Source organism: Bacillus sp. FSL R5-0585 (assembly GCF_038004545.1).
In the GTDB taxonomy this organism is placed as follows: Bacteria; Bacillota; Bacilli; order Bacillales; family Bacillaceae_G; genus Bacillus_A; species Bacillus_A cereus.
The window spans coordinates 2060874-2084926 of record NZ_JBBORJ010000001.1; the positions used below are offsets into that span (position 1 = coordinate 2060874).

The following is a 24053-nucleotide window of genomic DNA, read 5'->3' on the forward strand; positions in this document are numbered from 1 at the left end:
TCTTTTCCTTCTTAATAAAAAACATAAAAAAAGAGCCCTTATTCTCAACACAAGGACTCTTTTCATAAACTATTTAGCTACCTCTTCTTTCGGCATTACCATACCTTTATAAAGTTGAACAGTTATCCAGTAATACATGAAATAAATGACTAAGAAGATTCCTATTGGCACCCACACTTTCACAAACGGGTCAACTAATATAAAGCTGAATAAGTTAAGCCCTACTAATACGTGGGAAATGCCAATGATCGCTGGGAAGATAAATAAATATGAAATTTCTTTATATATACTTTTCGTTAACATACTGCGTCTCACACCAATTTTTCGTAACATTTCATAACGGCGTACGTCGCGAGAAGCACCTGTTAATATTTTGAACATAAGGGAACTCGCCATCATTGCTAAAAAGGCAATTCCGAGGAAAAATCCCATAAACATTGTTCCGCTCATGAAACTGCTCGTTAACTGATAAATTGTCATTTTTGTAAATATGTCTACTTTTGTACCTGTTGTTTTTTCAATTTGTTCTTTTTGTCTCTTATCTATTTCAATCAACAACGGTTTATACTTTTTCATATCATCTACTTTTGCTAATGTTACAGTGTGTTCTGTTCCTTGAATTCCTTTATAATGCGCTTCATCTGCAATTCTTACAGGTTTTCCGTTGAATTGATTATGTGTAATTTGTATCTCTCTTACAATCGCATCTTCCCAATCTTTTGGCATACGAGGAAATTTTGCTACTTCAGGAGCTTCCAAAGCAGAATATATAGGTTCAGTTAAAGGTTCAGCCACCCGTTTACGCGCAGGCTCTTTTAAAGTTTTCGTATCAAAGCGTTCGGAAATTAGTGGTGGTTTCGCTGTTAAATCATTACGTAAGTAATAAACCGCTTCCCCATCTACTTTATACTTGTACTTGCTTTCTTCAACAATTTCCATTTCTTTTAAGGCAGCTTTATCTTGATCATTTGGATCATGAATTACGACATCATATACACGAGAAAGGTCTGTCATAATACCTACATTTTTTTGGAAAGCCATACCTGCCGTCATCGCACCTGCTCCTAATGCAATTAACATCGCTACAGTGCCTAATACTCTCGATAAACTATTTACTCGAAAGCGTAGCTGTGCATATGTAAAACTATTTAAGCCCGTTTCATTTCGTTTTTTATTCCCCTTAATTTTCATCACAAAAAATGGGAGTAATGAACTAAAGATAAAATATGTTCCAAGTGTTGTAACGATGGTTGCTATAATAAAACCTAATTCAGCATATATTTTTACATTGATCATAAAATAGTACCCTGTACTTACTAGTAATACACCAAGTACTGTCATTATTATAATGCGAGTTTTACTTTTCTTCACTTCATCTAGTGTTTCATCTTCACGAATTAACTCTAGTTCAGTTTTACGTAACAATCGGACACTGTTCATTAAGCCAGTAATGAAAAATAGTATTAAGAAGAAAATAGCTGTAACTAAAATTGCTGGTGTGTATACAGATGCATAACTACCTTTTGCTGAAATTTCCATTCCATTCATTAAAAAGTTTCCTGCTACACTTGCAAGTAACATCCCTACTAAAATACCGATAATAATACTGACAATCCCCATACCGAATGTTTCAATAAATAATAACTGTGCTACTTTTTTCTTTTTTGCACCAAGCATCATGTACATACCGAGTTCTTTTCTTCTTAATGTGAGTAAGAAAGAGTTGGCATATATAATATAAAATACAGTAATGAAAGATAATAGTATTGCACCTACCCAGAATACGAGTCTAATACTACTAATAAGACTATTATCCTTCGTAAATTCACTATTCATCGCCATCGTTTGGAACATGTAAAAAATACTAATGCTAATAACGAGACCAATAAGTAAAACCATATAATCTTTTAACATCTTTTTCATACTATGACGTGATAATTTAAATAACATAGTTTCGCCCCCTACTTAGACTCAGCAGCTGAGCCCATATGAGCGAGCACACCTAAAATATCTTGATAGAAATTCTCTCTAGTGCCTTGACGATTTAATTCTTTATAAAGAAGACCATCTTGAATAAATAAAATACGCTCACAATAACTTGCACTAAATGCATCATGTGTAACCATCAAAATACTTACATTGTGATTTTCATGTAAATCTTGCATCGCTTCTAATAAACTTTTTGCGTTTTTACTATCAAGCGCACCTGTCGGTTCATCTGCTAATACAATTGCTGGATTATGTACTAAAGCTCTGGCCGCCGCTGTTCTTTGCTTTTGTCCTCCAGAAACAGCCGTCGGATATTTTGTTAAAATTTCGGTGATGCCTAATTTCTTCGCAACGTCATTTACCTTTCCAGTAATCTCACTTGACGGTACGCCTTGCAAAGAAAGTGGTAAAGCTATATTTTCATAAATTGATAAGTTTTCTAGAAGATTAAAATCTTGAAAAATGAAACCTAATTTTTGAGAGCGAAAATCAGATAACGCATTGCCCTTCATAGAAGTAATATTTGTACCAGCTATCGTCACACTACCACCTGTCGCTTGGTCAAGTGTACTTATCACATTAAGTAAAGTCGTTTTTCCAGATCCAGAAGGCCCCATGATTCCGACAAATTCTCCTTCTTTAATACTTAACGATACACCCCTTAATGCTTTTGACTGATTCTCATTTCTTTTCCCATACGTTTTTTCTACACTTTCTACAGTAACTACATTTGTTGACATCTCTTTCACTCCATCCCTTTTGTATAAAATTAATTTCTCACATATTTCTTATTATTTTGTCATGTGAATCCTTAAAAATTTTTTAATTATTCATTTAAGAAGAGTTACACCTGTAACATGAACCTTTTTCCTACTTCATATTCTCATTTTTCTACAACTCGTTCCCTCGATTTCGCTTACATTTACCTTACATTTTTGTAAGATAAAAAAGAAAACACACTAATTTCTAATAGTGTGTTTTCTTTACAATCAATATTTTCTATTCTTTATCTCTTCTTCAATACTTGCCACAAATACATCTAGCGCAATAACTTCTGACTTCTCTTCCCCATATTTACGTACATTTACAGCTCCGTTTTCCATTTCCTTATCCCCAATAACAAGAACATACGGTACTTTTTGCATTTGTGCTTCTCTTATTTTATATCCTAATTTTTCATCTCGTGCATCTTGTTCAACACGAACTCCAGCTTGTGCTAATTTATGTGCAATCTCATTGGCATATTGTTCATGTACTGCATTTGAAACTGGAATTACTTTCACTTGAACTGGTGCCACCCATGCCGGGAACGCACCTCCAAAGTGCTCAATTAATATTGCTAAGAAGCGATCTAATGACCCTAAAACTGCCCTGTGAATAACAACTGGTCTTTTCTTTTCATTATTTTCATCTATATAATTTAAATCAAATTTCTCTGGCATTTGGAAATCAAGCTGGATTGTTCCGCACTGGTGACTTCTATTTAAAGCATCTTTAATATGAAAATCAATTTTCGGCCCGTAAAATGCACCATCACCTTCATTTAGTCTATATTTATAATTTAGCGATTGTAATACATTTTCTAATGCCGCTTCTGCTTGCTCCCATAATTTATCATCACCCATTGAATCTTCTGGACGAGTAGAAAGCTCTACTTCATACTCGAATCCAAAAGTTTTATATACGTAATCAATTTGCGCCATTACTGATTTAATTTCATCTTCAATTTGTTTTGGAGTTACAAATAAATGTGCATCATCTTGGCAGAAAGTACGTACTCTTAATAATCCGTTTAACGCACCACTAAATTCATGACGATGTACTTGACCAAATTCACACATGCGAATCGGTAATTCACGATAAGAATGCAATTTATTTTTAAACATAAGCATGTGCCCTGGACAGTTCATCGGTTTTAATGCAAAACTTTTATTATCTACTTCAGAGAAATACATATTATCTTTATAATGTCCCCAGTGCCCTGATCTCTCCCATACTTCTTGGTTCATCATGAACGGAGTGCGTACTTCTTGATAATTGTACTCTTTTTGAATTTCTCTTAAAAATGCTTCCAATTCATTACGAATCATTTGTCCTTTCGGTAAATAAAACGGCATTCCTGGAGCCTCTTCAGAAAACATAAATAACTCAAGCTCACTGCCTAACTTACGATGATTTCTTTTTGCTGCTTCTTCAACGAAATGTAAATACTCTTCTAATTCTTTTTGAGAAGAGAATGCAACACCATATATGCGCTGAAGCACTTGGTTATTACTATCACCTCGCCAATATGCACCGGAAACGTGAGTTAATTGAAATGCTTTCAAATAACCTGTAGATGGTAAATGTGGTCCTCTACATAAATCTACAAATTCACCTTGTTTATATAGTGTTACACTTTCCCCACTAGGAATTGCTTCTAAAAGTTCTAATTTCAAGCGGTCGTTCATTTCTTGAAACAGTTTAGCTGCTTCTTCTCGAGAAACCTCAACTCGTTCTATCTTTATATTTTCATTTATGATCTTTTTCATTTCTTTTTCGATTTTCCGTAAATCTTCTATGTTTACACTACTTGGAAGATCCATATCATAATAAAATCCATTTTCAATAACAGGCCCTACTCCAAGATTTATATCACCATACAATCTTTTTACAGCTTGCGCTAAAATATGTGCCGCGGAGTGTCTTGCAATTTCTACCCCTTCATTTGAATCTATAGTCATGATTTCCACTTCCGCATTTTCTTCAATATTTCGGCGTAAATCATATAATCCATCATTTACTTTCCCCGCGACTGCTTTTTTTTTCAAACTACTGCTAATGGATCCAGCAATTTCTTCTAAAGTAACTCCATTTACAAATTCTTTCACGCTACCATCTGGAAATTTAATTTCAATCATTTGTTCTTTCATTTTTCATCTCTCCATTTCATAATAAAAAGCACACTCATCCCTAAAATAGGGACGAGCGTGCTTTTACCCGTGGTTCCACCCAGATTCCCATCACAAAATGCAATGGCTTCTTTTACGGTAACGTCGTTTATACGGCACTAGATACTTAATTTCCCCAGTGCAGCTCTAAGGTGGTAAGTTATTTTTCTGCGTTAGGAAGTTCTCAGCTTTCCTTCCTTCTCTGTATAACCGGGGAAAATAACTCGTGTCCTTTTCTTCGCTTATTATGAAATTGAATGCAAAAAAGCATATTCATCCCTAAATATAGGGACGAATATGCTTATATCCGTGGTTCCACCCAGATTCCCATCACAAAAACATAATGGCTTCTTTTGCGATAACGTCGCATACACGGCACTAGATACTTCATTTCCCTAGTGCAGCTCTAAGGTGGTAAGTTATTTTTCTGCGTTAGGAAGTTCTCAGCTTTTCTTCCTTCTCTGTATAACCGGGGAAAATAACTCGTGTCCTTTTCTTTGCTTTTTGTAAAACATCCATTTATTGTTATTTAATATATCTTATTCATTTTATTTTTGCAAGTGTTTAAAAAAATTATTTATTTAATTTAAAAAAGCGAAACCAAATTTTTTTGGTTTCACTTCACAATTTTACCAATCTTGTGGTTCGTAATTTAAGTCTGCAAATAGACGTCTTTTCTCTTTCTTCGTTAAATCTCTCCACTGCCCAACTGGTAAATTATTCAATTCAATATTCATAATTCTCGTACGTTTTAACGTGTATACTTGATAACCTAAAGCTTCACACATACGGCGAATTTGGCGATTTAGCCCTTGTGTTAAAATAATTTGGAACTCATATTTTGATAACTGTGTAATCTCACAAGGAAGCGTTTTTGTTCCTAAAATTTTAACACCCGCTGCCATTTTCTCTAAGAAATCAGGTGTAATTGGCTTATCTACTGAAACGATATATTCTTTCTCATGTTTGTTTTCAGCACGTAAAATCTCATTAACAATATCGCCATCATTCGTTAACAAAATTAAACCGTCAGAGTCTTTATCAAGACGTCCAATGTGGCTAATTCGTAAAGGATGATTCACTAAATCAATAATATTACCTTTTACTGATTTTTCACTCGTACATGTAATACCTACTGGTTTATTTAAAGCGATATATACGTGATCTCGAGCAATTCGAAGCTGCTCTCCATTGACTCGTACATCATCACCTGGGTTCACTTGGTCACCAATTTTTGCAACCTTACCGTTAATAATTACTCTTCTCTCATTAATTAGTTTATCCGCTCCACGTCGAGACGCTTTTCCAGCTTCACTAATAAATTTATTGATACGCAAATTAGGCACATCCTTTTCTAAAAAAAATTTCAAGCTCACACTGCTTCTACCGTACAATACAAAAGGGTAAGCCTCCTATTATAACTTAAATATATTAACATGAAAGGGTATATAACGTCTTCTATTAATTACTTGTTTATAAGAAAATATCTTTATTATACATTCATTTATGCACTTTTTCAGCGTTTAATATACAAACCATTCTTCCTTACATACAGCTTGTTTTCCTTTTATCTCTTCTATCTCTTCATGAATATTAGCTAATTTATATAAATCTGTGAAAATCTCTTCCACATAATGTTGGTGCGTCTTTTCATCTTTCCAATACGTTAACACTATGTAACGATTTTCATTTTTTAAAGACTTCCCAACTACTCCACCTAACATTCCTTTTGCTTTTTCCATTCCTTTATTCCAAATTGTTTCTTGCTTATGTAAAAAATGATTTTCCTTTTCCATCTTTACATCACATATAGCAACTCTTACGAAGGATCCTTCTGTAACAACGTCTTTCAAATGCGTATCAGTTATATCATACAACGTTTGAAATAATTCAATTTCACATGAAAGAAACGTATCCTCTTGATTACTATTTAAATAAATTGTATCGTGAGCACCATTCATAAATGATTGATATGTACTTCTATCTTCCCATAAAGTAAATACACATGCCTCATCTTCATACCATCCACCAAATTGTCCATGAAAACCATCTAGGTGCCGTATATCACGCCATTTTCCTTGCGCATTTGAAAACAATTCCTTTTTCTCTTCTTCCACCTTACAGTAGATTGTTTTTAGTAACATTTTTAATTCCCCCTTATGATCCGATACATTTCCCACTCGCCATACTTTCTATTTTTCCATATACACAAACGTTAATTTATTTTGTTATCAACTCCATTACTTACTCAAAATTTGATGCCCTCCGTAAATATTGTAAGTTGATTATTGGAATACTTACCGTGTAAAAATACATCTAAAATATAAAAATTAAAATCTCTTGCTTTGTTTTCTTATCCTAACGCTAGTTTACATAATATAATTATACATTACTGATTATCTACATTATTTAATAAAGTGAAACCTTAATCAGTGGTGGTTTTGTTCTTCCCCCACTGATTATTAGTTGAATCAATTGGGCTTTTACGGGCAATTGATTTCCTACCTAACTTCTTCGCTTTCGCTGAATTTTGAAGTGGGGTCTTACTGCCCGTTAATGCGGGATAAAAACGTCCTATTTTTAGGCTTGGCAAACTAGCAACTCATTTCCATAAGAAATACTATTTTATTCTATACGCATAATAATTTTAATTCAAACAATTCAGAATTAAAACCTAAAAAAGATAGAAAGTAAACAATCTTACATTATCATCTACTCCCTATCTCTTTTATCATCAATTATTTTTCAAATAAATAATACGTAATTTCTCCCGGATAATGTACTAACTGCTACCTTCCGCTCCCCTTTTTTAAAACTAACAGTATGCCCGTTTTCCCCTAAGTTCTCCCATCCACTCGCCTTTGTAATTGGCATTACACTGATATATTGATAGTCCTCTTCCTTATCATCGTTAATATGCATTGCTGACATTGGCACTGGAAAATCTTCAATTTTAGATTCTTTGTCTAAATATATGAGTGCAATTAATAAGCTAGTTAACAGCATAGCCATTGAAATACTTAAAACCAGTTTTCTTCTATTCATTTTCACTAAAAACCCTCTTTTCTCACATATAACTTTCATCATTTTACTAACTTTAATTATTTATGTATAGAAAAGATATATTTTAAATCATTTCTAACCTATTTTCTCTACTTCAAACAACATTACTGTTATATATTATAATTATAAGTTTTTAAATTTTGGAGGCGTTACATATTGCAGAAATTACTTTTTACTAAATGGACAGTTGTTATTTCTATTTTCATCATTTTTGGTACAATTTTCTACGTTACTAATGTTAAAAATAACCACGAAAAAGCAACTGTAGAAACAGCGGAGACAAAAACTTTCAAAACTAAATTACAACCTAAAATTAATGAATTGACTACTCATTATAATGACATCATCGAAAAAGATTGGTTACCTGCCTGGGAAGAGATTAACACGAATGGAGATTCAGTAGATCGAAATAAACTATTAGTTACAATGAGTGCTGTTTCCAAGCAGTACGAAACAATTATGAACGAAATAGACACGCTTAAAATTGAAGAAAACATAACAGATATAGATATACAAAAACAACTACTTCAGTTCACAACTCAGTTTAAATCCGCATCAAATTTCATGAAAAATGCAGCAAATTTGATTATAGACGGAGCAAATAACTCTACTCCAACCGATGAAACTATTGAAAAAACAAAACAAGCTTTAGGACTTGCGGATCAACATATTGTCATCGCTTTATCTACTTTAAATGAAGTTGAAGATAAATTAGGACTTACAAAAAAATAAAACTATTTACTATTTTAAAATAAAAAATGATTGCAATTCACAATTTGTATGTCTATAATGTTTTTATTGATTTACAATCAATGTGTTTATAAATTTTATAATTCGGATGAACCATTCAGGAGAAGGTCTATTGATCTACCGACGGGGCAAAAAGTTGTTATACCAACTTTGAAACTCTCAGGTCTTGGTTACAAGTAGAACTGCATGGGGACGAATCTCTGGAGAGACTCCCTCTCGCTTTCATAGAGCGCGGAGGAAAACGAGCACCGAAGGAGCAAATCCGCTACTTTAGCGGATAATCTCTCAGGTAAAAGGACAGAGACAAGCGAAAGAAAAAGCCGATTGTATCGGTTTATTTTTCTATCCCTTGTTTCTCCAGAGACCATTTCATTTACTTGAAGTGGTTTTTATTTTTTCTAAAAAAGGAGAATAAAGATGGAGACAGTAAGTAAAGTATTAGAACAAATGAATCAATACGTGTGGGGATTACCAACTTTGTTGCTACTCGTTGGAACAGGTATCATTCTCACAGTGCGTTTGAAAGGTTTACAGTTTAGTAAACTATTATACGCTCACAAACTAGCGTTTAAAAAATCAGAAGATACTTCTTCTTCTGGAGATATTAGTCACTTCCAAGCACTCATGACAGCTATGGCCGCAACGATTGGTATGGGTAATATAGCCGGTGTTGCAACAGCTGTTACAATTGGTGGTCCTGGTGCAATATTTTGGATGTGGATTACCGCTTTATTCGGTATGGCAACAAAGTATGCCGAGGCAATACTTGCAGTGAAATACCGTGTTAGTAATGAAAATGGTGAATATTCAGGTGGACCAATGTATTATTTAGAACGTGGTTTAGGTAAGAAATGGCTGGCAGTATTATTCGCTATATTCGGCACAACTGCTTCTTTCGGTATTGGTAATATGGTGCAATCTAACTCAGTTGCAGAGGCAATGCGAATTAATTTCTCTTTCCCTCCTGCTTTAACTGGTATACTAATGGCATTTTTAATCGCAATTGTTATTTTAGGCGGTGTAAAAAAAATCGGGAAAGTGACGGGATATGTCGTTCCTATTAAAGCTTTCTTTTATATAATTGCTGGTCTTATAATTATTTTCTATCACTACGACCAAATTCCAGAAGCTTTTTCACTTATTTTTTCTGGTGCATTTAATGGTACGGCAGCTGCTGGTGGTTTTATTGGGGCAACAGTTGCATCAGCTATCCAAATCGGAATGGCGCGTGGTGTATTTGCGAACGAAGCTGGTTTAGGGAGTGCACCAATTGCGGCGGCGGCGGCAAAAACCGATTCGCCTGCAAAGCAAGCTTTAGTTTCAATGACTGGTACTTTTCTAGATACGTTTATTGTATGTACAATTACAGGACTAGTATTAATTACTACAGGCGCTTGGAAATCAGGTAAAACTGGCGTTGAAGCTACAACACTTGCATTCCAATCTGTATTCGGTACTGCTGGTAGTATGATTCTCGGTATCGCAATTATTTTATTTGCCTACTCTACTATTTTAGGCTGGTCGTATTACGGAGAAAAATGTGTAGCTTATTTATTCGGAGAAAGTGCAGTTAAATATTATAAAGCAATCTTTATTGTCATGATTGCTATTGGTGCGAATTTAAAATTAGGCATCGTATGGACATTTGCGGATATTGCAAATGGACTTATGGCAATTCCAAACTTAATTGGTCTAATTGGATTAAGTAGTATTGTTGTCGCTGAAACGAATCGCTTTTTACAAGCAGAGAAATTAAAAGAAAGTCATAAAAAACAGGCAAGTTAATCAATAAAAAAGGAATGACTCATACATAATGAGCATTCCTTTTTTTGTTTTCTTACTCAGTAAATATCATTAAAAATATATTTATATCAATATTTACTCCTTTTTATTCCTTCAAAAGTTTTTCACATAAATGTCATAAATCGTATGGTCTAACTATATAGTTGAAAAGGAATGCGACATTAAGGTGTCACTGAAAAACTCATCCAAGAAAAGGGAGGAAAAATCTTTTGAAAAACAAAATCATCGTTTTCCTATCTGTTTTGTCATTTATTATTGGTGGTTTCTTCTTTAACACGAATACTTCAAGCGCTGAAACATCATCTACTGATTACGTTCCTAACCAATTAATCGTTAAGTTCAAACAAAATGCATCTTTAAGTAATGTGCAATCTTTTCATAAATCTGTCGGAGCTAATGTCTTATCTAAAGATGATAAGTTAGGTTTTGAAGTCGTACAATTTTCAAAGGGTACTGTAAAAGAAAAAATAAAGAGTTATAAAAATAATCCAGATGTAGAATATGCAGAACCGAATTATTACGTTCACGCCTTTTGGACTCCAAACGACCCATATTTTAAAAATCAATATGGATTACAAAAGATTCAAGCTCCACAAGCTTGGGATAGCCAACGAAGTGATCCTGGTGTAAAAGTAGCTATTATTGATACAGGCGTTCAAGGTTCACATCCTGATTTGGCTTCGAAAGTAATTTACGGGCATGATTATGTTGATAACGACAATACATCTGATGATGGTAATGGTCATGGTACACATTGCGCTGGAATTACTGGCGCACTTACGAATAACAGTGTCGGAATTGCTGGTGTTGCCCCACAAACTTCAATTTATGCTGTCCGCGTATTAGATAATCAAGGAAGTGGTACTCTTGATGCTGTAGCACAAGGTATTCGAGAAGCTGCTGATTCGGGTGCAAAAGTAATTAGTTTAAGTTTAGGAGCTCCAAATGGTGGTACTGCATTACAACAAGCCGTTCAATATGCATGGAATAAAGGCTCTGTTATAGTTGCAGCTGCTGGAAATGCTGGAAATACAAAAGCTAATTACCCTGCTTATTACAGCGAAGTAATTGCAGTTGCTTCTACAGATCAATCAGATAGAAAATCTTCATTTTCTACTTATGGTAGCTGGGTAGATGTTGCAGCACCAGGTTCAAATATATATTCAACATATAAAGGAAGCACGTATCAATCATTAAGTGGTACATCTATGGCAACACCTCATGTTGCAGGAGTCGCTGCTCTTTTAGCAAATCAAGGATATAGTAATACACAAATTCGCCAAATTATTGAGTCAACTTCTGATAAAATTAGTGGTACAGGTACGTACTGGAAAAACGGTAGAGTCAATGCATATAAGGCTGTACAATACGCTAAGCAATTACAAGAAAATAAAGCTTCTTAAGAAAACTTTAATTAGTCGATCTACCATGAATGCGGAATAAAATAGAAGGAGAGACTTCTATAATTAAAGCCTCTCCTTCTTACAAACTATATTACTCTCCCTGCTTTTTAACCATATGTAAATACAGTACAAAATCCATCATTGTCGACGAATGACCAAGTTGACGGATCATCGCTGTTATATTTCCTCTATGATATGTACCATGATTTACGACATGTTGCACTAATTCTAAAATCGAAGTTTCTAATTTCCCTACATATGGATTCTCAATAACAAATACAGCATTCACATCTTGTATTGTAATTAAAAACTCTTTATATTGATTTGCCATGTTTTCAAACATTTTTTCTAATTCATGTAACGATTTAGTTTCAATTTGTTTTCGTAAATCTTCTCGGTCTTGTATTGCTTCATTCATACTTTTACCATGCAATATATGTAACCACACTTGATCTGTAATATAAATATGCACAAAAGTATCCTTAATGGATGGGAATACACTCTGTATCTGCTCATTAAAAATCGTCTCATAGTTTGGTAACTCTTTTAATCGATTGAATAATCTAGTATTAGCCCAAGCATGGTAATCACACTGTTTTAATATATAATCTTTCAACTTATATTACCTCCTTATTGTATGAAACGAATGGTTTGTTTCTTCATTTCTGATTCTCTATCAGCCTTTGCAATCCCTTTTTCTTTCATTTCATGCTTATTTATCGTTTTATATTTTACATACGTATAAAATTCCGTTTGAAATGGAAATGGTGTAATCCGAATCGTTTCCTCGTCCACCCATTCAGCTTGAATAAGTTTCTCCTCTTTACTATTAAACATTTCTGTTCCTTCAAAACCATCTTTAAATAAGTCAATTTCATCTTTCTTTTTGACACCAGGCTTATTCATACATACGTATAAAGAAAGTTCATCACAAAACTTTAATAATCTATAATGCTTATCGAACATCACAAACTGTTCCTTTGTTAACGTTTTCAAAATTCTTTTTTGTCGTTCTAATTCATGTTTATAAAATGACATCATCTCTTCATCTTCCTCGTTTAGTGGAAATGATAAAAAATGTTTACTACAAAGCAATGCCCCATATGGATTAAAATCTTCAATTTCATTTAAACCAATCGTATAAAAAACAAAACGTAATGGGCTTGGACAATCCATAAATGTATATGGAATATTTTTAGCATCATTCAAAATTGGTACTTTATCAAGCTCTATCCATCCTCTGTCATGCTCATATATTGCATCAACTGTTTCTTTTAAATATGTTTTATCTTCAAAAAAGTCTTCTTTTATATGTTTTGCAATCTCTCCAGCTAAAAAACCATGATCATGTTGACGAATTAAAATACTTTCCTTCTCATTTTTTTCACGAAAAATCATTCGTATACTCCCCCTCATCCTCATATTAAAGCTTTTTATATGCATCGATTCTTAATTAATCCCTAAATAATAGAAGGGATTCAGTCTCTTGCAACGAAATTAACATAATTATATAGTATTCTTTCTAATCATAGTGATAGCTTTATCTTTACTATCTATTATACTAAAACATTCATTCCAAAAATTTTTTTATGAGGTGAAAACATGAACAAAACAGAATTAATTAAAAACGTAGCTCAATCAGCTGATATTTCTCAAAAGGACGCTTCTGCAGCTGTACAATCCGTATTTGACACAATTGCTAATGCATTACAATCTGGAGATAAAGTTCAACTAATCGGGTTTGGAACTTTTGAAGTGCGCGAAAGATCTGCTCGTACAGGACGTAATCCGCAAACTGGCGAAGAAATTCAAATCGCTGCTGGTAAAGTTCCTGCATTTAAAGCAGGTAAAGAATTAAAAGAAGCTGTTAAATAAACAAGAAACCAGCCATTTTATAGGCTGGTTTCTTGTTTTTATTTAAGCAATTGCTTTATATTCTCTGCATGATACACTTCACAAATATAAAATACACATTTGCAGTTACTTACAATTTGATACTTTCTAGTTGGATACACATTCGCTGTAACAGAACATCCATCAAACAATTCAATAATATTTCCAGATGGCTGATATCCTTCATATAATACGTTTCTTCTTACTTCCATCTTTTCTATAAGCTTTTCAACAGGAATATTTCCACTCTCTAATTCACTCTTTATTGAGTCCGGTAAAAACGAAGTGTCTGCAAAAATTAGATTTTCAGATAACACCTTTCCTTTATAACTAACATTAGATACACGGTAAAGAAATGTTCCATCTTTATCAAAGAAATTCTTTGCTTCTTTCGGAATGTACTGTCTACCAAGTGCCTCTTGTTCAAGAACATCAAACTGAACTGTATCATTTAAAAGCTTTTCTAAAGCATGAATGGATGATGTATCTCCAGAAAATAAAATATTGTTAATTGCTTGTACGTTATAAGTGAATTCATTCTTTCTATTTTCCGCTACTAACATGAGGAACACCTCTTCTATAATTTTTTTATTTAAGATTTAAAAGTGCTGCCGCGTCTAATTGCGTAATTTCAGTCACTTCCTTACTGAATATTGCAACAGAAGCCCTATAATCTAAACTAGGCCTTACATCTTCCATCATTGTATTACTTGCTAACTCTTGTCTATCCTTAAAAACCAACAAGTTTGGAGGATCATTTGGAGCTGATACTGTAATATGTACTGGTGGAATCATTAGTCCTTCACCTGTCGCTTTCAGCACCGCTTCTTTTCGAGTCCAATATGTTAAAAAACCTTCTATTTTCTGTTCATTTGGCAGTTTCATAACTTGCGCTATTTCAATTTCTGTTAATACACCTTCTGCCATTTTCATAACATCTATACTTGGATTCATTTGTTCTACATCTATGCCAACAGGTGCAGATTTTGTAAAAGCAACGACAACCCACTCACCTGAATGTGAAACGGATAATTGCGGCATACCTTCTGGTAATTGTGGTCTTCCATGCTGCAATTTACATACTGAGCACATTCGATCAATTGGTACTTGGACTGGTGACATAGAAAGTATCTTACCGAGAACTAATCTACTTATTACGCAACCTATTATAAAACGAGCTCGATCTGCCGAATGGTGATACGAATTTGCTTTCTCTCGCTCTATATCATTTAGTAAATTGTAATGCCATGATTGTAAATCTGAAATTCTTGCCCACCATATTTGACAATCATTCTCATTCAAAGTTGGAATAGAATCTACAACTTTACTTTCTATCATGTAAACTCTCCTTTATTCAACGAATATCAATTTTCATAAGAAAGCATGCGTATATTGTTATTCATTGACAAGTACTTTCTCTTTTTCTGATACAGATAATGTTTTTTCTTTCTTCTTTGACATTACCTCTTTATCGGAAATACGTAAAGAAAATAGTAGTGCTATGAGCAAAAATATTGCTGATCCAATTAATGCTGCTTGATATGGTAAAAAATCGGATTGAGCGTTATTACTTCCAAAACCAGCTAGTATACTAGCTAAAACAGCTACTCCTATTGCTGAACCTAGTCGATTTTGCACATTGAATATAGTAGTAGCTCTCCCCATAGAAGGCGGCGTGATATTGTTAAAGGCAGAAAATTGAACCGCACCGACAGATTGACCTAAGAAAATACCGATACCAAACAATAATGCCCGGATTTGCCACGGATTCGTATCATGATTTACAAAACTCAATAAAACAAATATAACCGCCGTACATATTAATCCAATAGAAATTACCTTTCGAGCTCCTAATTTCTTATATGACCATGGTACAATTTGTGAAGAAATCATTAATCCAATCGCCTCTGGAAATGTCGTAAGTCCTGATTCCAGTGCAGAAACTCCTATCACATTTTGATACATAAGAGGAAAAACAAATAACATTCCTAATAAACCAGCTGATGAAAATAATGATATAATGCTCATCTTTCTAAAGACTGGTTCTTTTAATAAGCGTAAATCTAACATCGGTTGCTTTACTTTCAGTTCTACAATTATAAACAATGTAATGAATACAACCCCAGCTATCCCAGTACTCATAATTTCTGAAGAAATCCACCCTTTTGATGGTCCCTGGCTGAGTGCATATATGAGCATCGCAAATCCTGGTGCTGATAAAATAAAGCCGAGCGAATCAAAGCGACCAGCTGATTTTTCAACATGTTCTGCTAAAAATAGAAGTCCAAATAGCAATGCAACGATTCCAAACGGTAGATTAATATAAAATGCCCAACGCCAAGACATTTGATCTACAAAGAAACCACCGATGATAGGACCAATTGCTGGTGCTACAGCAATTGGAAGTATAATGAACCGGGAAATCTTCGGTCTTTCCTCTGGTGAAAATGTTCGAAATAACATCGCCATTCCAACCGGTGTTAAAAGCCCTCCGCCAGCACCTTGAATAATACGGAAAATATTCAATGAAGTAATATCGTTAGCCATTCCGCATAAAGCAGATGCAATTGTAAATACGAAAAGAGCAATTAAAAATACTCTTTTCGTACCAAAACGATCTCCTAACCAACCAGAAATCGGAAGGAAAACAGCTAAACTAACTAAATATCCAACATTCACCGTCCCCATTGCAGATGGAGGTACTTGTAGTTCTCTACTTATCGTTTGCAGTGCTACATTTACAATCGTTGCGTCCATCGCAGCCATAAACATCGCAGTTATATAAACGATACTTACAACTACTTTTGGATTTAGTTTTTCTTTCATTATCGTTTTCCTACTAATGTTTTTTCGCGAACTTGATTACCTTGTGGATTCAAATCTTTCCAGTTATATTCAACATATTCTAAGCAACTCTGCCTACTAGCTTCTTCATATACGACATTCCAGCCAATAGGTACATCGAGAAAAGCAGGCCAGAGAGAATACTGGCCCTCCTCATTTATTAATACTTTATATGTGTAATTATCATTTTCAAATGGATTCGTCATACTCTACTTACCCCTTTCTTATTCTGCAAATATTTCGCTAATACTTGTCCAATTTCCGTAAGTGGACCTGGCTGACATAGATCTTTATGTCTACAATCAATATCGTGCTGCACAATTTGCCCATCTAAATAATTTAGCCACGTATTTGGAGAAATAGGATCAAACCAGTCTGGTATAACAGTAGATCTAAAGAATAAGATATCTCCGTTATAAACTTTCGGTACATATTTCCCTAACAACCCTACTGAATTTACATATGTTTCTTTCAAGTTCAATATAGTCTCTTCTTCAAGACTTGCTAATGCACTTCCATCTTTACGAAGGATTTCAACTGCACTTTCCATTGTAAGTGGTTTACCATCCATGTTATCTGGGTCATATCCGCCTAAAGCAAGTAATGCGATTAACGCTTCCTCTTCAGTAGGCGCTTCCGTATTCGGTAAGAAGTGTCCAGGATAAGAATCAAGCATAACGAGTAATTCTACTTCTTCCCCTTCATTTTGTAGTTGCGCCGCCATTGCATGCACAACATTTCCTCCAAGCGACCAACCTAATAAACGATATGGTCCATAAGGCTGTACTTCACGAACATGTTTCAAGTAATCCGCCGCCATCTCCTCTAAACTTTTTGGAAGTTCTTCATTTTTAGCAATACCACGTGCTTGTACACCATAGATTGGATAATCTTTTCCTAAAGATTTCATAAGTCCTGCATAGCACCAACTTAATCCACCTGCTGGATGTACACAAAATAGTGGTAATTGATCCCCGCTTGCTCGTAATGGAAGCAACACATCAAGTGCACTTTGACCATTCCCCATCTCAAGTCTTTCAGCTAACCCTGCAACAGTCGGTGCTGCAAATAAAGTGCCAATGTTTAGTTCCACTCCAAGCGCCTCTTTCATGCGGCTCATAAGCTGCACTGCAAGGAGTGAATGGCCACCAAGATCAAAGAATCCGTCATCAATTCCAATTTGAGGTACACTTAGCACTTCTGTAAACAAGTCACATAACATTTCTTCTTGCGGTGTTCTTGGACCACGACTAGAAGATGATGCGATAAATTCTGGAGCTGGCAATGCCTTTCTATCTAATTTACCGTTTGGAGTTAAAGGTAACTCATTTACTACTACAAAAGCGTATGGAACCATATAATCTGGTAAACTACCACTAGCAAACTGACGCATTTCATTCGTATCAATCGCTTCATTATTTGATGCAACGATATAAGAAACTAACCGTTTATCCCCTGGTTGATCTTCACGTACAATAACGGCTACTTGCTCAACTTTAGGGTGCTTCATTATGACTGCTTCTATTTCTCCTAATTCAATTCGGAATCCACGAATTTTGATTTGATGATCTGCACGTCCTATATAATCTAGCGTCCCATCTTTACGCCAGCGAGCTAAGTCTCCTGTACGATACATTCTTGTACCTGGCTTTCCAAATAGATCTGCGATAAAGCGTTCAGCCGTTAATCCTGCTCTTCCTAAATATCCACGTGCAAGCCCTGCACCTGCAACATACATTTCTCCAACTACTCCAGGTGGCACTGGTTGTAAATAGTTGTCTAACACATACACTTTAAGGTCAGGTATACTGCACCCAATTAAACTATTTGCTCGTAAAGAGACGATAGTTTCATCTAATTCAATATAGCTAACATGTACTGTCGTCTCCGTAATACCGTACATATTAATAAGCTTTGGTGCGTTATGAGGATGTCGACTATACCAATCTTCTAAGCGACTTAGCTCAAGTGCTTCTCCTCCAAAAACAACATATCGTAAAGATAATTTTTGGCCAATCTCTTCATTTTCACGATCTGCTTGCATCAATTGATAGAACGCTGATGGAGTTTGGTTTAAAACCGTAACCTTTTCTTTAACAAGAAGCTGTAAAAATTCTTTCGGTGAGCGACTTACAGTATGTGGCACTACAACTAAACGCCCTCCGTATAATAAAGGTCCCCAAATTTCCCAAACCGAGAAATCAAAAGCGTATGAATGGAACATCGTCCAAACATCGTTTCCGTCAAACTGGAACCAATGATCAGTTGCTCCTAAAAGTCTTACTACATTTTGATGAGGTATCATAACGCCTTTCGGTCTACCCGTTGAGCCTGACGTATAAATAACGTAAGCAATATGTGATGGAGATAATGGCTTAATGCGTTCCACTTCATCAATATTTTCTTCACTATATTTCTCAACTTCTGCTATTACTTTTACATCATCAACTAAAACTTTTAGTGCCTCATCACATTCAATTTCCACTTCTGAATTCGTTAAAACACATGTTGGTTTCGCATCGTGTAGCATAAATGAAATACGGTCTGCTGGGTAATCTGGATCTAACGGAAGGTATCCAGCACCAGCTTTAAGAACAGCTAATAAGCTTACAACCATGTTTAATGATCTTGGCATCGCTAAAGCAACGAGTTGATCAGGACCAATCCCTTTTGCTATTAGGAATCGAGCTATTTTATTTGCTTTTCTATTTAACTCTTCATAAATTAATTTCTTATCTTCAAAGACAACAGCTATAGAATTTGGATTTATATGAGCCTGCTTTTCAAACAATTGTGGCAATGTCATTTCTGGTGCAATTTGAAAACCACCATTCCACTTTTCTAACACTGTATTTTTCTCTGCTACAGTTAATATTTCTAATCTGCCAATTGATTGATCCGGATTTGTAGCTGCATCATCTAATAACAAAATGAATCGTTCTATTAGTTTTTGAACCGTTTCACGTTTATATAAATCGGTACTAAACTCTAGTAATCCATGTAAACCGTTCGGAGTACCATCAACCTTGTTACTCTCACTAATTTCAAATGTTAAATCAAATTTTGCAGAACCAACGCTTTGAATTTCAAGGCTCGCTTCTAAATCTGGTACATGAAACGTTGCTTCTGGTGTATTTTGAAAAGCTAACATAACTTGAAACAACGGGTGGCTGTTTCGAGTACGTACTGGATTTAACACTTCAACAAGCCTTTCAAATGGAACATCTTGATTTTCATAAGCTGCAAGATTTACCTGCTTCACTCTATTTAATAATTCTTTAAAACTTGGATCTCCTGACGTATTTGTACGTAACACTAATGTATTTACAAATAAACCAACGATATCTGAAAGTACATCATCATTTCTTCCAGCAATCGGACTTCCAATTGGTATATCAGTGCCTGCACCTAATCTTGTAAATAGTGCACTAAGCCCTGCTTGCAATACCATAAACAAACTAACTCCATTTTTACGTGCAAGCTCTACTAACCTACTATGCATACCTTCATCTATATGAAAATGAATTGTTTCCCCGCGGTAACTCGTCTCAATTGGACGCTGGAAATCTGTAGGTAACTCCATTTGGTCTGGTAAACCTTTAAGTTCTTCTTTCCAAAAATCTAATTGTGTTGAAATAAGACTCTCTGGTGTCGTTTCATCACCTAGCAATTGCTGTTGCCAAAGTGCATAATCTGCGTATTGAACTGGTAGTGTCTCCAGCTGAACTCTGTCACCTTGACATCGTGCTTTATACGCCGCTGTAAAATCTCTCGTTAACGGCTGTAATGACCAGCCATCACCTACAATATGATGTAATAAAATTAATAATACATGTTCGTTTTCACTCACTGTAAAAAGTTGCAAACGAACTGCCGGCTCAATATCGAGGTTAAAGCTATATCTTACCGCCTCTGAAAGTACACTTTCTAATTCATCTTTACATGTATTAGTTATAACCATTTCTAGATTTAAATTTTCCATATCTAAAATTTTCTGATAGGAACTACCTAATACGTTAGGGAAAATTGTTCTAAGTGTTTCATGTTTCTCAACTACATCATAAAAAGCACCTTGTAATGCTTCCCGATTCAATATTCCATTCATACGAATGACTAGCGGAATATTATAAGTAGGACTTGGACCTTCTAAACAATTTAAGAACCATAACCTGCGCTGTGCAAATGAAAGTGGAACTTCATTTGGCCTACTTGCTTTCTGAATAGCTGGTCTTGCGCTTTTTGCATGGTTTAATTGTTTCGCCAGTTCGGCAACAGTTGGTGATTCAAATAGTTTCCCAATTCCTAATTCCACACTTAACGTTTCACGAATTCTTGCCATTAAACGAGATGCGAGAAGTGAATGTCCACCCATTTCAAAGAAATTATCATCAATGCTAATTCGAGAAACACCAAGTACTTCTGCAAATAAATCACATAATATTTCTTCTTTCGGATTTCTAGCAACTCTCTCGTTGTTCATTCCATTAAAATTAGGAGCAGGTAATTTCTTCCTGTCAACCTTACCATTTGGCGTTAATGGTAATTCTTCTAGCACAACAAATGCCGATGGTATCATATAATTCGCTAAACTTTCTGAAACATAAGAACGAATTTCTGAAAGATTAATCGGTTCCTTTTCTTCTGCAACGATATACGCAATGATGCGTTTATCATTTGCACGATCTTCTCGTACCATTACTACCGCTTGTTGAATATTTTCATGTCGTTGTAATACCGTTTCAATTTCAGCTAATTCAATTCGGAATCCACGAATTTTAATTTGATGATCTGCGCGACTAATGTACTCTAACGCACCATCACTACGCCATTTCACAAGATCTCCTGTACGGTACATGCGCTTCCCTGATTCTCCATAAGGATTTGCAACAAACCGTTCAGCTGTTAACTCAGGTTTTCCTAAATATCCGCTTGCAAGTCCTTCCCCTGCAATATATAATTCACCAATAATTCCAGGTGGAACTGGTTGTAGCCCTGCATCCAATACATACACTTCTGTATTGCAAATTGGCTTTCCAATAGGTGGTATACCCTTTTCACCTTCATCAATGTTCATGAAAGTAGACCAAATCGTCGTTTCAGTTGGTCCATATAAATTAGTTATTGAACAACCTAATTCTTTTAATTTATTTGCTAAATGCGCTGGGAGAGCTTCACCACCAACAAGTATATTTAGCCCTTGTAGCTTCTCTGGATAATCAATTACTAACGCCTGCCAAAGCGTCGGTGTAGCCTGCATAATTGTCACTCTTTCTTCTTGTAAAAGTGTCGTTAATGCTGATGGCTCTTGTATGTCTTCTTTTTGCGCAATTGTTAAACTTGCACCACTAATAAGAGGTAAATAAATTTCTAGAGCAGAAATATCAAACGCAAACGTTGTAACTGCTAATAAATGATCATTTTCATTTAATGAAAACTTTTGCTGCATAGCCATTAAAAAGTTACTTAAACCTCTCATAGGAACAATTACACCTTTTGGGTTTCCTGTTGAGCCTGAAGTATATATTGTATAGGCTGGGTTTAAAAGTGATACATCATTCTTACATGCTATATTCATACGAGAATATGTATGTAACGCTAGTTTCGTTTCTTCGTCATCTAATACAATTTTTTTCATATCCTTTTCTATAACTAACTTAGATGAAACAGATGAATGTGTTATGATACAAACTGGTTTTGCATCATTTACTATATAATTAACTCTTTCTGCTGGGTATTCTGGATCTATTGGTAAATACGCTGCACCAGCCTTTAAGACTGCTAGCATACTAACTACCATTTCTATTGATCTAGGGAATACTAAAGCTACAAACTGATTTGGTCGTATTCCTTCTTCTACTAAATAATGTGCTAGTTCATTCGCTCGTTCATTTAGCTCTTTATACGTAAGGATTACACCGTCACAAGTAATCGCTAGTTTATTTGGATTTTTTTGCACTTGTTTTTCAAATGATATAGGTAAACTGATTAACTCATCGTCTTCCTTCGTTTCATTCCATTCCAATAAAACTTTATGATTTTCTTCAGGCAGAGTAATGTTTATTTTTCCAATCGGCTCGTTTTTCTCATAATTATTTATTACTAATTCAAATAGATTCATAAATCTTTCTTTATGCAATGCTAGCTCTGCGCCATTATATACTTCGGGATTCGCATCAAAATGAATCATTAGCTCATTTTGATCAAAACGTTTATATACATTTATCGATAAATCATCTACAGGTCCTGCTGATAAGTTATGCGTAATACCACGATTTCCAGCAAAATTAAGCCCGTAATCAAAAGGCATAACATTCACTAACGGTCCAAACAACCTTTGATTTTCACCTAGTAACTTTAAGTCTCTTCTTAATTCCTCATGACGGTATTTATAATGGCGACGTACATCTCGGATTTCTTTAGAAACTTGCTGCAATAATTCCGCAAGAGTTATATTTGGAGTTACTGTAATACGAAGTGGCACTAAATTCATTACCATACTTGGTGTATGAATAGATACCGAACCTAGACGTCCCATCATCGGTAAACCTAAAACAATATCATTTGCACCTGTTAACTTATGCATATAAATACTTGTTACAGCGACAATGAATTCCGGCCAACTTGTTAACGAAATATTGATATCTTCTAATAAAGTTTTCGTGCTAGAACTAGATAAATAAGCTGTTTCTCGTGAAAATCCATTTGATGTTCTCGGTGCTCGCTCTGCCAAGCTTACAACTTCTGGTTCATCCGCAAATTTTTCTAACCAAAAAGTACGATCTTCCTGAAATTTTTTAGACTCACGATACTCAATATCTTCTTGCACGACTTTTGTAAGAGAACCAAACGGCTTTTCATTCTTGTTTGTTTCTTCTATAAGTGATGTATACTCATTCGCCACTTTTTGGCTAAGAAGTGAAAATCCATAGCCATCCATCACAATGTGATGGATGCGCTGATACCAAAAGAAACGATTATTTTCAACTTGAATAAGTGCTTCAGTAAATAAAGTATCTTTTTTCAAATCGACTGGCATAGATAAATCATTTTTCATCCATACTTTAGCAGCTTCTTCAGGGTTTTCTTCTTTCCGAACGTCAATAAAATGCATATGAAACTGTGATTCTTCAATAACTTGCCATGGGCCAATTTCATCCTCTTCGAAGCGAACGTGAAGTGCTTCTGCTTCCATTACAACTTTACGTACAGCTAATTCAAAAATGTCTTGATGAATATTCCCGTTTATTTCTACATATTCCCCAGTATTATATATCGGATTAAGCGGATCTAATTGTTGCGCAAACCACATACCAGACTGCGCAGATGATAACGAATGACGAATCTTTTGACTGTTAGGCATTCTTTACTACCCCTTTAT

The 24053-nt window shown here is 34.9% G+C and carries 16 protein-coding genes, 1 pseudogene, 1 riboswitch and 2 other annotated features; of the genes and pseudogenes, 4 read left to right on the forward strand and 13 right to left on the reverse strand.

Annotation, left to right across the window (positions count from 1 at the left end; genetic code table 11):
• Positions 1-69: 69 nt before the first annotated feature.
• The 6 genes and pseudogenes from MKY38_RS10545 to MKY38_RS10570 form a co-directional block, all read right to left on the reverse strand.
• Positions 70-1950, reverse strand: a complete 1881-nt coding sequence (locus tag MKY38_RS10545; RefSeq protein WP_065223661.1) for an FtsX-like permease family protein — start codon at positions 1948-1950, stop codon at positions 70-72.
• A gap of 11 nt (positions 1951-1961) precedes the next feature.
• The gene (locus MKY38_RS10550) at positions 1962-2729 is read right to left on the reverse strand and encodes an ABC transporter ATP-binding protein (RefSeq protein WP_000106426.1); all 768 of its coding nucleotides are present in this window, start codon (positions 2727-2729) and stop codon (positions 1962-1964) included.
• 249 nt (positions 2730-2978) lie between these two features.
• Entirely contained in the window at positions 2979-4901 is a 1923-nt protein-coding gene (gene thrS, locus MKY38_RS10555; RefSeq protein ID WP_061113414.1) for a threonine--tRNA ligase, read from the reverse strand.
• A 44-nt stretch (positions 4902-4945) separates the two neighbouring features.
• Positions 4946-5167, reverse strand: a binding site (T-box leader).
• 36 nt (positions 5168-5203) lie between these two features.
• Positions 5204-5426, reverse strand: a binding site (T-box leader).
• A 122-nt stretch (positions 5427-5548) separates the two neighbouring features.
• Positions 5549-6256: a 23S rRNA pseudouridine(2604) synthase RluF gene (gene rluF, locus MKY38_RS10560; protein WP_001222170.1), complete on the reverse strand. Its 708-nt coding sequence runs from the start codon at positions 6254-6256 to the stop codon at positions 5549-5551.
• Between the two features lie 186 nt (positions 6257-6442).
• Positions 6443-7063 (reverse strand): YdbC family protein, encoded by a 621-nt coding sequence (locus MKY38_RS10565; protein WP_061113415.1) that lies wholly within the window; start codon positions 7061-7063, stop codon positions 6443-6445.
• Positions 7064-7657: 594 nt separating this feature from the next.
• Positions 7658-7970 (reverse strand): annotated as a pseudogene (locus MKY38_RS10570) (hypothetical protein).
• A 168-nt stretch (positions 7971-8138) separates the two neighbouring features.
• On the opposite strand from MKY38_RS10570, the gene MKY38_RS10575 reads away from it, so the two are divergent.
• From MKY38_RS10575 to MKY38_RS10585, 3 genes are all read left to right on the forward strand, one after another.
• Positions 8139-8714: a hypothetical protein gene (locus MKY38_RS10575; protein ID WP_001170884.1), complete on the forward strand. Its 576-nt coding sequence runs from the start codon at positions 8139-8141 to the stop codon at positions 8712-8714.
• A gap of 208 nt (positions 8715-8922) precedes the next feature.
• A riboswitch (glycine riboswitch) is annotated at positions 8923-9043 on the forward strand.
• A gap of 106 nt (positions 9044-9149) precedes the next feature.
• Entirely contained in the window at positions 9150-10517 is a 1368-nt protein-coding gene (locus tag MKY38_RS10580) for an alanine/glycine:cation symporter family protein (RefSeq protein ID WP_065223658.1), read from the forward strand.
• A gap of 227 nt (positions 10518-10744) precedes the next feature.
• The gene (locus tag MKY38_RS10585) at positions 10745-11938 is read left to right on the forward strand and encodes a S8 family peptidase (RefSeq protein WP_065223657.1); all 1194 of its coding nucleotides are present in this window, start codon (positions 10745-10747) and stop codon (positions 11936-11938) included.
• A gap of 91 nt (positions 11939-12029) precedes the next feature.
• Here MKY38_RS10585 and MKY38_RS10590 read toward each other — a convergent pair whose 3' ends face one another.
• Positions 12030-12554, reverse strand: a complete 525-nt coding sequence (locus MKY38_RS10590; protein ID WP_000656270.1) for a DinB family protein — start codon at positions 12552-12554, stop codon at positions 12030-12032.
• Positions 12555-12568: 14 nt separating this feature from the next.
• On the reverse strand, positions 12569-13336 hold the full coding sequence (locus MKY38_RS10595; protein WP_065223656.1) for a DUF3891 family protein: 768 nt from the start codon (positions 13334-13336) through the stop codon (positions 12569-12571).
• 204 nt (positions 13337-13540) lie between these two features.
• Between MKY38_RS10595 and MKY38_RS10600 the strand changes: the two genes are divergently transcribed.
• Complete coding sequence (locus MKY38_RS10600) at positions 13541-13813, forward strand: HU family DNA-binding protein (protein WP_001043905.1); 273 nt, start codon at positions 13541-13543, stop codon at positions 13811-13813.
• 38 nt (positions 13814-13851) lie between these two features.
• Here the strand turns inward: MKY38_RS10600 and MKY38_RS10605 are convergent, their stop codons facing one another.
• Genes MKY38_RS10605 through MKY38_RS10625 form a run of 5 tightly spaced genes read right to left on the reverse strand, consistent with a single transcriptional unit; the run spans position 13852 to position 24035 of the window.
• Positions 13852-14394: a cold-shock protein gene (locus MKY38_RS10605; protein WP_065223655.1), complete on the reverse strand. Its 543-nt coding sequence runs from the start codon at positions 14392-14394 to the stop codon at positions 13852-13854.
• Between the two features lie 25 nt (positions 14395-14419).
• Complete coding sequence (sfp, locus tag MKY38_RS10610) at positions 14420-15169, reverse strand: 4'-phosphopantetheinyl transferase Sfp (protein WP_070180109.1); 750 nt, start codon at positions 15167-15169, stop codon at positions 14420-14422.
• Between the two features lie 57 nt (positions 15170-15226).
• Positions 15227-16657: an MDR family MFS transporter gene (locus MKY38_RS10615; protein ID WP_065223653.1), complete on the reverse strand. Its 1431-nt coding sequence runs from the start codon at positions 16655-16657 to the stop codon at positions 15227-15229.
• Positions 16657-16881, reverse strand: a complete 225-nt coding sequence (locus MKY38_RS10620; protein ID WP_000184059.1) for an MbtH family protein — start codon at positions 16879-16881, stop codon at positions 16657-16659. Before MKY38_RS10620 ends, MKY38_RS10615 begins: the two co-directional genes overlap by 1 nt.
• A complete protein-coding gene (locus MKY38_RS10625; RefSeq protein ID WP_065223652.1) occupies positions 16878-24035 on the reverse strand; it encodes an amino acid adenylation domain-containing protein in 7158 nt (2385 codons plus the stop codon). The genes MKY38_RS10620 and MKY38_RS10625 overlap by 4 nt, the downstream gene beginning before the upstream one ends.
• Positions 24036-24053: the final 18 nt, after the last annotated feature.

Bases quoted from the DNA above. Each gene is read 5' to 3' on its own strand.
- MKY38_RS10545 (WP_065223661.1), bottom strand. From the start codon at position 1,950: ATGTTATTTAAATTATCACGTCATAGTATGAAAAAGATGTTAAAAGAT.
- MKY38_RS10550 (WP_000106426.1), bottom strand. From the start codon at position 2,729: ATGTCAACAAATGTAGTTACTGTAGAAAGTGTAGAAAAAACGTATGGG.
- thrS (WP_061113414.1), bottom strand. From the start codon at position 4,901: ATGAAAGAACAAATGATTGAAATTAAATTTCCAGATGGTAGCGTGAAA.
- MKY38_RS10565 (WP_061113415.1), bottom strand. From the start codon at position 7,063: ATGTTACTAAAAACAATCTACTGTAAGGTGGAAGAAGAGAAAAAGGAA.
- MKY38_RS10580 (WP_065223658.1), top strand. From the start codon at position 9,150: ATGGAGACAGTAAGTAAAGTATTAGAACAAATGAATCAATACGTGTGG.
- MKY38_RS10595 (WP_065223656.1), bottom strand. From the start codon at position 13,336: ATGATTTTTCGTGAAAAAAATGAGAAGGAAAGTATTTTAATTCGTCAA.
- MKY38_RS10600 (WP_001043905.1), top strand. From the start codon at position 13,541: ATGAACAAAACAGAATTAATTAAAAACGTAGCTCAATCAGCTGATATT.
- MKY38_RS10605 (WP_065223655.1), bottom strand. From the start codon at position 14,394: ATGTTAGTAGCGGAAAATAGAAAGAATGAATTCACTTATAACGTACAA.
- sfp (WP_070180109.1), bottom strand. From the start codon at position 15,169: ATGATAGAAAGTAAAGTTGTAGATTCTATTCCAACTTTGAATGAGAAT.
- MKY38_RS10615 (WP_065223653.1), bottom strand. From the start codon at position 16,657: ATGAAAGAAAAACTAAATCCAAAAGTAGTTGTAAGTATCGTTTATATA.
- MKY38_RS10620 (WP_000184059.1), bottom strand. From the start codon at position 16,881: ATGACGAATCCATTTGAAAATGATAATTACACATATAAAGTATTAATA.
- MKY38_RS10625 (WP_065223652.1), bottom strand. From the start codon at position 24,035: ATGCCTAACAGTCAAAAGATTCGTCATTCGTTATCATCTGCGCAGTCT.